The following is a 13,028-nucleotide window of genomic DNA, read 5'->3' on the forward strand; positions in this document are numbered from 1 at the left end:
TCATGCAAGAAAGCGCTTGGGGTTGGCTGATCATAACTTATCTGTTCCTTGCTGGAGCTGGATCTGGGGCATTCCTGGCCGCGGTAGCGTGTGATCTTTTGGCGCCGGACTGGTCAAAAGCTTTGGCTAGGGCTGGTTCTCTAGTCTCTGGCCCATTGGTAGCTATAGGCACGATTTGTCTTGTGCTCGATCTGGAAGCCGGTTTGTGGGAACCTTGGCGACAAATCTACATGGTGGATAATTTAAGAAGCATGATTGCTTGGGGTGTCATTATCCTTTCGATATTTATACCTATTGCGCTGCTATACGCGGCCGCTTTAAACGAGATTAGTTTCATAGGAAAGTTTGCTAATAAATATGTCAGGATCCTGGAAATTGGTGGAAGTGTGTTCGCTGTAGCCACTGCCACATATACTGGGGTTCTAATTGCGGTGGTTAATGGAGTCCCGTTCTGGAACACTCCGATGATGCCTGTGCTGTTCCTGGCCTCCGCAATATCAACCGGGCTGGCGGCGGCAATGATCTTGGCGGCCATAATTGACGCAAAGACTATCAACACTTTGTCCAACTTTGCTCTAGGCCATGTAATATTCCTGTCTGTCGAGGCCCTGTTCTTGATGCTCCTGGTATTCATGTCTTTGACTAGATCAACTGAAGCGGCTATTTCGGCCACGATGTTGATATCGGGAATACTGAGCCCGTACTTCTGGGGCCTGGTTGTGATTCTCGGCATAGTTATTCCCTTTATATTGAGCATCATTGAATACCTGGAATACGGACAAATGCCAAAAGCATTGGTTGTCGGAGCGGACCTTCTCGTACTTATCGGGGGTATGAGCTTGAGAGCGCTCATCATTTTCTCCGGCACTCCTCCGCAGATTATTTGACGGAGAGAAACGATATATGCGGCCAACAAACATGGAATTAATTGAACTGACTCTAATTGAAAGACTTCATGTTGTATCTTCTTTTTCAATAGATCATCTGGATTGGCTGGAACTCATCCTGAACCGCATGATCGATCCCCAAGAGGGTAGATGTGTTCAGGAGCCAATTGAAGCCGCCATCGCATTAAGAAAAGTTATCATGTCTTTAAACTAGGGGACGATGATGAAACCACAGACTGACGACCAGGGAATAACCCCGGAAACAACCCAGGGGAAAGACATTGTTGATCAAGATGCAAACATGCCTCAATCTCCCGAGGAAGTTATTTCCAACAACCACAATGAATCGAGTTTGAGAAGGGGACGGATGATAACATCAGCTCTTATAGTCTCTATCATTATAGCGTTCATCGCTGTGGCGGTTGCTGGTGTATTCCAATTGACAGGTCATTTTCTCCAAACTTGTCCCAAAGAATTGCCGGTAAATGATCCCTCCCCTTTACTGTGGTCGGATGTGACATCGCAAAAACCAGCATCGGCCATTTTGGGGGTTTCTGAAAAACTCAGGCAGGAAACCGCTCTTAAAGCTCAGGCAGCGGGTTCAAATTAAATCGCTACGGTTTTTTTTAAAGCAAGCATCCGATTTTCGGGAAAGAGAGAAAAATGAGCAAACCAGATTACGCACAAGGTTATTGGAACCCGTTTGTAGCGGGAATTGCATTGGGACTTGTTCTACTCCTCACATTCTACATTATGGGCACGGGCCTTGGAGCGTCCGGAGCTGTGGCCAGGACCGCCGCTGTTGTGACACATATTGTCGATTCCCAGGCGGTGGAAAAGAATGCATATTTTAAGGGGTTTTATAAGGAGGGAGCAAATTACCCTCTTGTTGACTGGATGGTGTTTGAAGTCATTGGCGTGTTCTTTGGCGGCCTGGTCGCGGTTCTTACTGCAAAAAGGTTCAGGATTTCAGTCGGAAAAGGGGCGACATTTCCAACCGCATACCGATTGATTCTTGCTTTTGCGGGTGGGATCGTAGGTGGTATAGGCACACGTTTCGCCATGGGATGTACAAGCGGACAGGCCCTGAGTGGTGGAGCGACCATGGTGGTGGGTAGCTGGGTTTTTATGATGACGGTTTTTGCAACCGCATTTGTCGCAGCTTATTTTGTGAGAAAGGAATGGCAATGACTGGTCCCCTTTACCTCAATGAAGTCATAGGCTTTCATGCCAGCCTCTTTGTAGCGGTAGGCATCGGTTTTTTGTTCGGATTTGTTCTTGAGAGAGCTGGATTCGGCGATTCGCGCAATCTCACGGCCATATTCTATTTCAGGGACATGCGCGTTCTGCGGGTGATGTTTTCTGCGCTAGTAACGGCTATGATCGGGTTGGTGATTCTGAACTGGCTAGGCCTTTTTGACTATTCTATGTTGTTGGATTACTCACTATTAAAAACCTATTTCTGGCCGCAGTTGGTTGGTGGCGTTCTGTTTGGTCTGGGTTTTTTAGTTGGAGGCTACTGTCCTGGAACCGCAGTTGTGGGGTTTGTTTCCGGGAAAATCGATAGTGTGGTCTTCCTCATCGGCATGGCCATCGGTATCGACATCTTTGCTTTTGGAATGCCTTTGTGGGGATCCTTTTATAAAAGCTCCGACATGGGGCGGATCACGCTTTGGCAGTACTTTGGAACCTCGATGGAAACCATGGCGATAATAATTACAGTCGCAGCGTTAGGGGCTTTTGTTCTCGCCTGGCTGGCTGAAAAATGGGCCCCATACGACAAATAATTTTGGAGACCAAAGGGTTTCGTGTTAGGAATAGGCAATTAATCTATGAGGAGGTTTGATTTATGAAAAGGGCGTTCAGGGTAATGTTGGTTGTATTGTCTCTCTCAGCTTTCGTTTTTGCCACATCGGCTCTGGCCGAAGAATTTTTTGTTGTTAAAGAAGCTGGGAAAATGGCCGTGACAGACAAAAAACCCGCAGACGTAAAAAGCGTGGTAAAGGGACCTTTCAAGACAAAAGCAGAAGCGGACGCGGCATTGAAAGCAGCGGCAGGAACATCCAAACCGAGACCACCCACAACCGGTTGTTAGGAAATAAGATTAGCGAAAACAATTACTTGCGGCGCTCCCTAACCGATGCGCCGCAATTATCCCCCCATACTAATTCATGTCCATTATTCAAAAACCATTATGCCAGACGCCGTTCCTGAATCTAAGACTAAGCGTGCTTTCCTAAAATTTTTGACGATATTTATAGGCGGAGCAATAGCTCTCCTGTCTTCATGGGGGGCTCTGAAATTCGTTTTTTTTCAAACTAGAACAGAGAGGGATCGAGAGTTGTCAATGGAGACATTTAACTCATTGACCCCAGGTGCGCCGTTTTTCATTCCTCAAGCTGAAGCATGGGTGATCAAAGGGAAAAATCTTACCGATTCATTCGCCCTCAATGACCGTTGCACTCATCTCGGTTGTCGATACAAGTGGAACTCTGAAAAGGGTGTATTCGAGTGCCCCTGCCATGGAAGCTCGTTTGATGTTCACGGTAGTGTATTGCAGGGGCCCGCTACAAAACCTTTATCGCGTATGGCCTTGACCGAGCAATCCGCCGAAATTTTGCGCATAACTGAACCACCCACAGCAAAATGAAAAACGCGAGGCAAGATTTCTCTACTGAAAACAGGGAGAATGCGAGAATCATAAATAAAGGCTCTCTTTGGGCTTTTTTCCGGCACATCCATCCGCGTTCCGTTCCAGAAGCATCGGCCCGCTTAACTTTCACCTTTTGTCTGGGCGGTTTAACCACGTTACTGTTCTTGATAGAAGTGGCTACGGGGGTCTTATTGCTGCTCTTCTATTTGCCCTCAGTTTCGAACGCTTACCCTTCAGTACAAAGAATCACATACTTTGCGCCATTCGGTTTCCTTTTCAGGAACATGCATTACTGGGCTGGTCAGTTTATGGTGGTTCTTGTCATTCTCCATATGGCGCGAGTGTTTTGGACAGGTTCGTTTTTGCCGCCTCGTAGCCTCAACTGGATAATAGGGGTCATTCTTCTCGTCCTGGTTTTCCTTGTGGATTTTACGGGCTATCTGTTGCTCTGGGATGAGCGGGCCCTTTGGGCATGGACCATTGCCCGGAACTTGACTGAAAAGATTCCCATAGTCGGAAGTAAATTTGGTCTGCTTCTCTTTGGCCCCCCTGAGGTTGGTGATCTAGGCTTGGTCAGGCTCTACGCGTGGCATATTTTTATCCTTCCAGCATTGTTGACGTTTCTGATGGCGCTTCATTACTGGAAAATCCGAAAAGATGGCGGAATCTCAACTCCCCTTTAATTGTGGGGTAAACCGTCATCGGGATATGTAGCCTGGGAGCCTATAGGACTTTAGGAATGATTTTTAATTCCCAGTCCTGCAGGCTAATAGCGTTTATTGTTTGAGCAAATGATCCGAATAGTAGGCGAATTTGTTAAATAAATTTGTTGTGAAATTGCCTTTCTTGTGGCGACTGATAGTGATTAATATCGGGAGCAACCTCATCGGTTTTTTCCTGGTTCAGTCACTATTACGTTACGCTCAACCGGTCGGTAATTGGGAACACATACAGAGCCTTGATAGACAGACCAATGTTGTTTTACTTTCCGTGTTGGTACCCATCGCGATACTTTTCCTGTGGTGGGTATCGCGTCCTGTCGCACCGGTATTTTATTCACTTCAAAAAGGACAAAAGGTAGATAAATTTGAACTCATAAAGGCCCGACGTCGAGTTATCAATTTGCCATTTTGGGTGGCAGGCATGAATCTGGTCGCGTGGATAATTCCGTCCGTTACCTTTCCCGCAATTCTTGGTGTTCAACTTGATTTACCCGGCGCTAAAACCGCAATTTTCATACTGTACAACTTTATTAACGCCTTGATGATAACTCTTCTGGCGTTTGTAATCTTAGAACATTCATGTCGTAAATATATAATCCCATATATGTTTCCTGACGGCCGAATCCGCGAGCAGAAAGGGACCATAAGACTCGGTGTGCGTCACCGGTTGATGATCATGTACCTTGCGACATGTTTGTTACCGATGTTCCAGATAACATTGATGATAAAAACCTATTCCTCTTTTTCTTCATATCCTGCATCCTCACCGAATTCATTGTATGACCTCGGAGCATTTTCCCTGATTATTTTTTGTTTCACCGCTATTTATGGTTTTTGGCTGGCGACATTGATTGCGAAAAATTTCGCGGATCCCACGCGGCAGATCATGGATGTCACGGAGAAGATCAGAAATGGGCACTACGATTGCCGTGTTTCGGTTGTGAGCAATGATGAAATAGGATACCTCGGTGACCGTGTGAACGAGATGGCTAAAGGTTTGAAAGAAAGAGAAGAGATCAAAGAGGCGTTCAATCTTTTTACAAGCCCGGAGATAGGCGCAGAAATATTGTCCGGTCGGGTACAAAGAGGAGGGGAAACCAGGATTGTGACGTTGCTTTTTTCGGACCTTCGAGGTTTTACGAGCCTTGCCGAAAGATTACCGCCTGAGATGGTACTCGAAGCGGTAAATAGTTACTTTCACGAAATGACAGAGGCTATTATCAACAACAAAGGGGTGGTCTTGCAGTATGTTGGTGACGAGATTGAAGCTGTGTTTGGAGCGCCCCAAAATGACCCGGAACATGCAGACCATGCAATTGCCGCTGCGCTTGAAATGAGAAAGCGCTTTATCAAGCTTAATGAAACAAGGATGAAAAATGGCCTTGAGCCGCTTTTACATGGTATTGGCGTGCATACCGGGCCTGCGCTTGCGGGTATTGTCGGCAGTTCTCACAAAATTTCATACGCAATGGTAGGAGACACAGTTAACGTTGCTTCACGGGTTCAGGACCTTACAAAGAAATTGAATACCGATATTTTGATAAGCTCTGAGACTCGTGAACTGTTAAAGGCTCCACCTTCCGTTTCAGAGCCGGAAAGAATGTCTTTGAAAGGAAAAGTCACTTCTATCGAAGTTTACAGAGTGCTCTAGCGAAATTGGCCGGCTTGACGAATCATACCAGGTTGCATTGTAGGTAAGCGGAATCTCAACTCCCCTTTAATCTTAGAGTAGGAGTCTCCACGCTGTTCAGAACAGTGTAAATGACTTTTTCGAGTTCTTTCGAGCTTATTGGCTTGGAGATATAGCCATCCATTCCAGCGTTCAGACACTTTTCCTTGTCTCCAATCATCGCGTGGGCCGTCATGGCCACAATCGGGATATGCTCTCCAGTAATTTTCTCTTTGTCACGAATTGCCCGGGTCGCGTCAAAACCATCCATTTCTGGCATTTGCACATCCATTAAGACTATCTGGAATGTGCCTGTTTCCAAAATGTCCAACGCAACTTTGCCATTTGAGGCCACGGTCACGACATGCCCCATTTTCTCCAGTATTTTAACGGCCAGCTTTTGGTTTACAACGTTATCTTCCGCAACCAGGATATCCAGCCGTTTTCTGGCTTCACGAACGGAATGGCGAGTAATCAGAGAGGGAGGCAGATCCGAATCCGGCGTTTTTTGCAAGGTCATCAGAATTGCATCGAGCAAATCGGACTGTTTTATGGGCTTCATCAGATAGGCGGCGATCCCCAGTTCCCGACATTTGGCGGCGTCGCCTCTTTGGCCGCCGGACGTCAGCATGACTATCTTCTCGAGGTTGGATCCCTTGTGGCAGCTAATAGCTTCCGCCAGTTCAAAACCATTCATCTCAGGCATCATAAAATCCAGGAGCGCCAAAGAAAAAGGAGCGCCTCTGTTATTGGCTGAAATAATTGTATCTATGGCCACTGTGCTCTCGGCCACCGAGGTTGGAAGCATTCCCCAGGAGCGCAAAGTTTCTTCCAGTATCCTTCGGTTTGTAGCGTTGTCATCCACCACCAGGACTCTTACACCGTCAAGCGTTACCCTTCCCCTGGGAATGACTCTCAGCGCCGGTTGAACCGGGAACCCAAACCTGGCGATGAAATGAAAAATACTCCCATGACCAATTTCGCTTTCTACCCAAATTCTACCGTTCATCATCTCTACCAGTTGAGATGAAATTGCCAGCCCCAGGCCAGAACCACCGAATTCTCTGGTTGTGGACCCATCGACTTGTTCAAAGGCCCTGAAAATGCTGGCCAGTTTATCTTCGTGAATTCCAATTCCCGTGTCTGAAACACTGAAATGAAGCTCTATGAAATCATGGCCTTCCATCTCAGTGGCCACTCGAACCACCACTTCACCTTTGGCGGTGAACTTGATCGAATTACCTACGAGATTAACCAGAATCTGACGTAATCGTCCGGGATCACCGGAGAGATTGTCAGGTATATCCGGGACTATATCGTAGGCCAACTCGAGTTTTTTGCTATGAGCCTGGACTGCCATTGTGCTCATCGTGTTGTCCACACAATCTCTCAAACTAAAATCCGTAGTGATCAACTCAAATTTGCCGGCTTCCATTTTTGAGAAATCAAGAATGTCGTTTATCAGCGAAAGCAGGGCCTCGGCTGAAATTTTCACGGAATCAAGATATTCTTTTTGTTCGCTGGTAAGTTCCGTGCCCAAGGCCAATTCCGTCATCCCTATGATACCGTTCATGGGGGTGCGGATCTCGTGACTCATATTCGCAAGGAACTGGCTTTTGGCCTCATTCGCGCACTCAGCGGCAAGGCGGGCGATTACCTGGTCCGTTATGTCAACTACATTGAGAATGATTCCCTGAAAGGCGCCATTGACAAAAATCGGTTGCACACGAAGGCAAACATGTAAACCAAACATTTCCCGATTCATTGTCAGAGGTTTTGTACGCTTTTTTTCTCCATACTCAGAGAACAGACATTTAAGTTTGGTCAAAATTTCAACATCGGTGTGGAAATTCCAAATGTGTTTTCCAAGCAGTTGATCACGATCCAAGCTGGCTCTTTTTAGAAACCAGCTATTTGCTTCAGTGATAAGCCCCGAAGTGTCCGCCAACACTATGCCTTCTTCCATGCCTTCAATCATTGACCGCAGTTTCTCGGTTTCAGCGGCTGTTGATTTGAGCGCTTCCTCCAGTTCCTGTTCCGTCCGCTTTTTTGAACTTATGTCATGAAGAATCCCCTGATATCCTATTGTGGCTCCGTTTGAATCTTTGAACACGCTTATAGCGTGAACCGTGTCCAGACAGTGGCCATCCTTAGCCCAAAGTTTTATTTCAAAATTTTCGGCAAATCCTTTTGACTCGAGTTCGCGTCTCATCTTCGGACCGTCTTCAGGATCACAAAAAATTTCCGCGATTCTTTTCTGGGCCAATTCCTCCTTGGTTGAGTAACCGAGAAGCTTCAGAAAGGAACCGTTACACTCAAGTATTTTTCCTTTCGTATCGGTTATAACGACGGCGTCCAATGAATTCTCAAAAAGCAGGCGAAATCTCTGCTCACCTTGAGCGACAATCGTCTTGAGATTACGGATTTTTTCGTCTTTTTCAGAGGATGACTGGGCGGATGAAGCGGCGAGGCTTGCCTCGAGATTCGACACTTGAATTCTAATCTCATTGAGTTCAGCAATGAGTTGATCCCTGCTTTTTTCTTGGTCTTGCACAGGAACACCTCCGAAAGAGGCTTTGGGAAAAGTAAGGATTGTTTAGTCAATAAACCGACAGGCTTCTAAAAACAGTTTAGATTACTATTCAAGAACTATCAAGAATAGAACTGAACCACCAGGCGAACCTTCCTCTGATCTCTTACATTTCCTTTACCAACACATACTAGCCTTGTTCCATCATAAATTTCGAACATATTGCCATTCATTTAATTGGTTATATGTTCATTCTAAGGATTCCAGGAATTGAATTGCCCATTCGGGGCTTTTTTTTAACAGGAGATAACCCCATGTCCGACATAACAGATTCATCCTATAACCAAGAGATTTCAGGCCGCGACGAGCCTGAGAAGAAGACTCCTAACCGGCTGATCAACGAAAAGAGCCCTTATCTTTTGCAGCACGCCTATAACCCTGTCGAGTGGCTTCCCTGGGGACCTGAGGCCTTTAATAAGGCTGAAACGGAAGACAAACCAATATTCCTGTCTATAGGGTACTCCACGTGTCACTGGTGTCACGTTATGGAAAAAGAATCCTTCGAAGATCAGGAAGTAGCTGAGATCATGAATAGAGTCTTCGTGCCCATCAAAGTGGATAGAGAGGAACGACCCGATATTGATCACATCTACATGACGGTGTGTCAGATGATTACAGGCGGAGGTGGGTGGCCTCTAAATATTGTCATGACATCCGACAAGAAACCATTCTTCGCTGGGACGTATTTCCCAAAATATTCACAGCACGGGCGCATGGGGCTCTTGGATCTGGCAGCCAGAATTGAACAGCTATGGCGCGATAAACGATCAGAACTCTACGAATCTACAGATAAAATAATATCGGCGTTACGCAATTCCTCAGGGGACTCTCATGGGCAGGAGTTAGACTTGAGGGTATTGGAAAAGGCTTTTGAACAGTTTTCGGAGAGATTCGATTCACAACATGGGGGCTTTGGCGCAGCCCCAAAATTCCCGACACCGCACAATCTACTCTTCCTGTTACGATATTGGAAAAGATCGGGAAACGAGATGGCGTTGCAGATGGCTACAAAAACATTGGATAAAATGCGTTTGGGAGGAATTTTTGATCACGTAGGATTTGGTTTCCATCGCTATTCAACTAACTCCCAGTGGTTGACGCCTCATTTCGAAAAGATGCTCTACGATCAGGCCATGCTTGCGCTCACCTATACAGAAGCGTATCAGGCGACCCAAAAAAAGGATTACAGGAAAACGGTTGAGGAGATCTTCGAATATGTTTTGAGGGATTTGACTTCTCCCGAAGGTGGTTTCTATTCAGCCGAAGACGCTGACAGCGAGGACGAGGAAGGTAAGTTCTACCTTTGGACCTCAGACCATATCCACGAGGCGCTGCCTGATAATGAGGCTAATTTTGTAGAAAAAGTTTTCAGCGTCTTCAGACTCGGCAATTTCAAGGACGAAGCCACTGAAACTCTTACAGGAGCCAACATTCTTCATCTCAAGCAACCACTCGACGTTTTGTCGGAGCAACTTGATTTGGCGCCCGAGGAAGCTCAACGAATATGGGACTCGGCAAGGGCGAGACTCTTTGAATTCAGGGAGAAGCGCATAAGACCTCACAAAGATGATAAAATCCTGACTGACTGGAATGGACTTATGATCTCCGCTTTGTCCAGGGCCTCAAGAGTTTTGGGCAATCAAAACTATGTCAACGCGGCGAAACGTTCGGCTCATTTCATTCTCAACAATTTGCGCGACTCCAAGGGGAGGCTATTGCGCCGTTATCGCATGGGCGAATCCGGATTATCCGCACATATTGATGACTACTCCTTTTTTATTGGGGGACTCCTCGAATTGTATGAGGCGACATTTGAGACCAAATATCTTAAGGCCGCTATTGAGTTGAATTCTGATTTTGTTAAAAGGTTCTGGGACAAACGTTCTGGAGGATTCTTTTTCACCGCTGTCGATGGCGAGGAACTCCTGGCCAGACAGAAAGAGATTTACGACGGGGCCACTCCATCAGGCAATTCAGTGGCCGCAATGAACCTGTTAAAGCTTTCCCGATTAACAGGAGCGCCTGAACTTGAATCGATGGTGTCTTCGATGAGTCTCGCTTTCGCAGGCGTAGTGGAAAAGTTTCCATCGGCGTATACTCAGTTCCTGCTCTTCGCTGATTTCCTTATGGGCCCGGCCTTTGAGATTGTCCTTGTAGTTGGACATGCAGAAAAAGACGCCGGCCCAATTCTGGATAAGCTGGATAGCGTTTACCTGCCCAATAAAGTGGTAATCCTCAAGAATGATGATGACAGATCTTTGGAACTAGTTTCCCTTGCGCCATATTTGAAAGATTATCGCGTTAAGAACAATGAACCAACAATTTACGTATGCGCCAATTTCACGTGCAAGGAACCTACAAATGATCCCCAAAGGATGTTTGATCTGCTTAACACAAATAAATTGTGAAAAGACCGCATGATCGGTTATCATTCCAAGGATACACTTTTATCACGTAAGGACAGGATTATGAACGTTTCAGGGGATTCTATCGACCAATTATGCATCAACACAATTAGAGCATTGTCTGTAGACATGGTTCAGCAGGCCAATTCGGGTCATCCTGGATTGCCACTCGGAACAGCCTCCATGGCTTATGTGCTGTGGACCCGTTTTCTGAAATTCAATCCGCTGAACCCGGCATGGCCAAACAGGGATCGTTTCATACTTTCCGCTGGTCACGGATCGGCTCTACAGTATTCTTTGCTCCATTTGACAGGCTATGATCTTTCTTTAGAAGAAATCAGGCGTTTTCGCCAATGGAAAAGCAAGACACCCGGCCACCCGGAATATGGAGTTACACCGGGTGTGGAAGCGACTACGGGGCCTCTCGGGCAGGGATTTGCCATGGGAGTCGGAATGGCTATATCGGAACGATTCCTGGGGTCGCAATTTAATCGATCAGGGTTTCCCGTTGTTGATCATTACATCTATTCTATCGTTTCTGACGGAGACCTGATGGAAGGGATATCCTCGGAGGCCGCATCACTGGCCGGCCATCTAAAGTTAGGAAAGCTAATTTATTTGTACGACGACAACAAGATTTCAATTGAGGGCAGCACAGACCTTACGTTCACGGAAAACGTCGGGGCCAGATTCCAGGCTTATGGCTGGCATGTTTCACGAGTTTCGGATGGAAATGATTTGCAAGCCATTCAAGAGGCCATTGAGGAGGCTCAGAGAGAAACAGAAAGACCTTCAATCTTGTTGGTTAGAACTCATATAGGCTTTGGAAGCCCCAAGCAGGACAGCTCTTCCGCTCATGGGGAACCGTTGGGGGAAGAAGCTCTCAAAGCGACGAAGGAAAACCTGGGATGGCCAGTGGATAAACGTTTTTTTGTTCCGCAGGAAGTTCAAAGCCATTTCGCTTCCCTATTGGAATGTGGGAAGGAAAGTGAGAACAAATGGAACCTTTTTATGCAGGAATATTCCACGGCTTTTCCAGAGGAATCGGAGACGTTTTTCAGACAAATTAGAGGAGAATTGCCCGAAAACTGGGATTCTGAAATCCCTGTTTTTAAACCTGAAGACAAGCCTGAAGCCACCAGAGTATCTTCCGGTAAGGTCCTGAACGCTATTGCCAAGAAGGTCCCTAATATCATGGGCGGTTCTGCGGATCTGGCTCCATCGACCAAGACCATGATTTCAGGCGCCGGAGCCCAGGCGCCGGACAATTCTGCCGGTAGAAATATTCATTTCGGAGTTCGCGAGTTTGCCATGGCCGCAATTGTTAACGGCATGGCTCTTCATGGAGGCGTCATACCTTATGGGGCGACCTTTTTTGTCTTTAGTGATTTCATGAGACCAGCTATCAGATTGGCGGCTATTATGGAAGTTCATACAATATTTGTTTTCACTCATGACAGTGTGGCGGTCGGAGAAGATGGGCCAACTCATCAGCCGATCGAACATCTGATGTCACTCAGGGCCATGCCCAACCTGTCAATCATAAGACCAGCGGACGCCAACGAAACCGCTGAAGCCTGGCGAGTGGCAATGACATCACGAGGTCCAGTGGCCCTTATCCTGACGAGACAGAGTCTGCCAATTCTTGACCGGGAAATTTTCGCAAGCGCTTCCCTTTTGGACAAGGGCGCTTACATCCTGTCGGACTGCAAAGAAAAACCAAGCTTAATCCTTATAGCTTCGGGGTCAGAGGTCAATCTAGCTCTGAAAGCCCAAAATATTCTGATGACACAACGCGGCGTGCCAACAAGAGTCGTGTCGATGCCCAGTTGGGATATGTTTCAAAAACAGCCCAGGGAATACATAGAAAAAGTGTTGCCACCTGAAGTGGAACTGAGGCTTGCTATTGAAGCCGGTTGTTCACTGGGATGGGAGAGATGGGTCGGTTCCAGAGGTAAAGTGATTTCAATTGACGGATTTGGAGCTTCGGCTCCAGGCTCAGAGGTCTTAGCCAACTACGGATTTACACCGGACAACGTAGTAGCCAGGGCGCTGGAACTCTTGGGCAAGTAAATCAGGTCAACTTTATGCGTATTTCTCAA

Annotated in this window: 12 protein-coding genes; 11 read left to right on the forward strand and 1 reads right to left on the reverse strand. The window is 46.7% G+C overall.

Annotated features, from left to right (window positions below; translation table 11 throughout):
• Positions 1 to 2 precede the first annotated feature (2 nt).
• The 9 genes from nrfD (at position 3) to WC647_01765 (ending at position 5,913) form a co-directional block, all read left to right on the forward strand.
• Positions 3 to 887 carry an NrfD/PsrC family molybdoenzyme membrane anchor subunit gene (gene nrfD, locus WC647_01725; protein MFA6221012.1) on the forward strand — a complete coding sequence of 295 codons (885 nt, stop codon included), beginning with the start codon at positions 3 to 5 and terminating at the stop codon, positions 885 to 887.
• A gap of 16 nt (positions 888 to 903) precedes the next feature.
• Complete coding sequence (locus WC647_01730) at positions 904 to 1,101, forward strand: hypothetical protein (protein ID MFA6221013.1); 198 nt, start codon at positions 904 to 906, stop codon at positions 1,099 to 1,101.
• 9 nt (positions 1,102 to 1,110) lie between these two features.
• A complete protein-coding gene (locus tag WC647_01735) occupies positions 1,111 to 1,497 on the forward strand; it encodes a hypothetical protein (protein ID MFA6221014.1) in 387 nt (128 codons plus the stop codon).
• A 53-nt stretch (positions 1,498 to 1,550) separates the two neighbouring features.
• Entirely contained in the window at positions 1,551 to 2,078 is a 528-nt protein-coding gene (locus WC647_01740; protein MFA6221015.1) for a YeeE/YedE thiosulfate transporter family protein, read from the forward strand.
• Positions 2,075 to 2,674, forward strand: coding sequence for a YeeE/YedE thiosulfate transporter family protein (locus WC647_01745; protein ID MFA6221016.1), 600 nt, complete (start codon positions 2,075 to 2,077; stop codon positions 2,672 to 2,674). The genes WC647_01740 and WC647_01745 overlap by 4 nt, the downstream gene beginning before the upstream one ends.
• 62 nt (positions 2,675 to 2,736) lie before the next feature.
• Positions 2,737 to 2,982, forward strand: a complete 246-nt coding sequence (locus WC647_01750) for a hypothetical protein (GenBank protein ID MFA6221017.1) — start codon at positions 2,737 to 2,739, stop codon at positions 2,980 to 2,982.
• A 252-nt stretch (positions 2,983 to 3,234) separates the two neighbouring features.
• A complete protein-coding gene (locus WC647_01755; GenBank protein MFA6221018.1) occupies positions 3,235 to 3,537 on the forward strand; it encodes a Rieske 2Fe-2S domain-containing protein in 303 nt (100 codons plus the stop codon).
• A complete protein-coding gene (locus tag WC647_01760; GenBank protein MFA6221019.1) occupies positions 3,534 to 4,223 on the forward strand; it encodes a cytochrome b N-terminal domain-containing protein in 690 nt (229 codons plus the stop codon). The genes WC647_01755 and WC647_01760 overlap by 4 nt, the downstream gene beginning before the upstream one ends.
• A gap of 178 nt (positions 4,224 to 4,401) precedes the next feature.
• Positions 4,402 to 5,913 (forward strand): adenylate/guanylate cyclase domain-containing protein, encoded by a 1,512-nt coding sequence (locus WC647_01765; protein MFA6221020.1) that lies wholly within the window; start codon positions 4,402 to 4,404, stop codon positions 5,911 to 5,913.
• A 55-nt stretch (positions 5,914 to 5,968) separates the two neighbouring features.
• Here WC647_01765 and WC647_01770 read toward each other — a convergent pair whose 3' ends face one another.
• The gene (locus WC647_01770) at positions 5,969 to 8,485 is read right to left on the reverse strand and encodes a response regulator (protein MFA6221021.1); all 2,517 of its coding nucleotides are present in this window, start codon (positions 8,483 to 8,485) and stop codon (positions 5,969 to 5,971) included.
• 290 nt (positions 8,486 to 8,775) lie between these two features.
• Here WC647_01770 and WC647_01775 point away from each other — a divergent pair, with 290 nt between their 5' ends.
• A complete protein-coding gene (locus WC647_01775) occupies positions 8,776 to 10,929 on the forward strand; it encodes a thioredoxin domain-containing protein (GenBank protein ID MFA6221022.1) in 2,154 nt (717 codons plus the stop codon).
• Between the two features lie 60 nt (positions 10,930 to 10,989).
• The gene (gene tkt, locus WC647_01780; GenBank protein ID MFA6221023.1) at positions 10,990 to 12,999 is read left to right on the forward strand and encodes a transketolase; all 2,010 of its coding nucleotides are present in this window, start codon (positions 10,990 to 10,992) and stop codon (positions 12,997 to 12,999) included.
• The last annotated feature ends 29 nt before the right edge of the window (positions 13,000 to 13,028 follow it).

The sequence above is a fragment of the Desulfomonilaceae bacterium genome (assembly GCA_041662605.1).
Lineage (GTDB): Bacteria > Desulfobacterota > Desulfomonilia > Desulfomonilales > Desulfomonilaceae > CAJBEZ01.

Coding starts and splice junctions, on each gene's coding strand:
- nrfD (MFA6221012.1), top strand. CDS start 3: ATGCAAGAAAGCGCTTGGGGTTGGCTGATCATAACTTATCTGTTCCTT.
- WC647_01730 (MFA6221013.1), top strand. CDS start 904: ATGCGGCCAACAAACATGGAATTAATTGAACTGACTCTAATTGAAAGA.
- WC647_01735 (MFA6221014.1), top strand. CDS start 1,111: ATGAAACCACAGACTGACGACCAGGGAATAACCCCGGAAACAACCCAG.
- WC647_01740 (MFA6221015.1), top strand. CDS start 1,551: ATGAGCAAACCAGATTACGCACAAGGTTATTGGAACCCGTTTGTAGCG.
- WC647_01745 (MFA6221016.1), top strand. CDS start 2,075: ATGACTGGTCCCCTTTACCTCAATGAAGTCATAGGCTTTCATGCCAGC.
- WC647_01750 (MFA6221017.1), top strand. CDS start 2,737: ATGAAAAGGGCGTTCAGGGTAATGTTGGTTGTATTGTCTCTCTCAGCT.
- WC647_01755 (MFA6221018.1), top strand. CDS start 3,235: ATGGAGACATTTAACTCATTGACCCCAGGTGCGCCGTTTTTCATTCCT.
- WC647_01760 (MFA6221019.1), top strand. CDS start 3,534: ATGAAAAACGCGAGGCAAGATTTCTCTACTGAAAACAGGGAGAATGCG.
- WC647_01775 (MFA6221022.1), top strand. CDS start 8,776: ATGTCCGACATAACAGATTCATCCTATAACCAAGAGATTTCAGGCCGC.
- tkt (MFA6221023.1), top strand. CDS start 10,990: ATGAACGTTTCAGGGGATTCTATCGACCAATTATGCATCAACACAATT.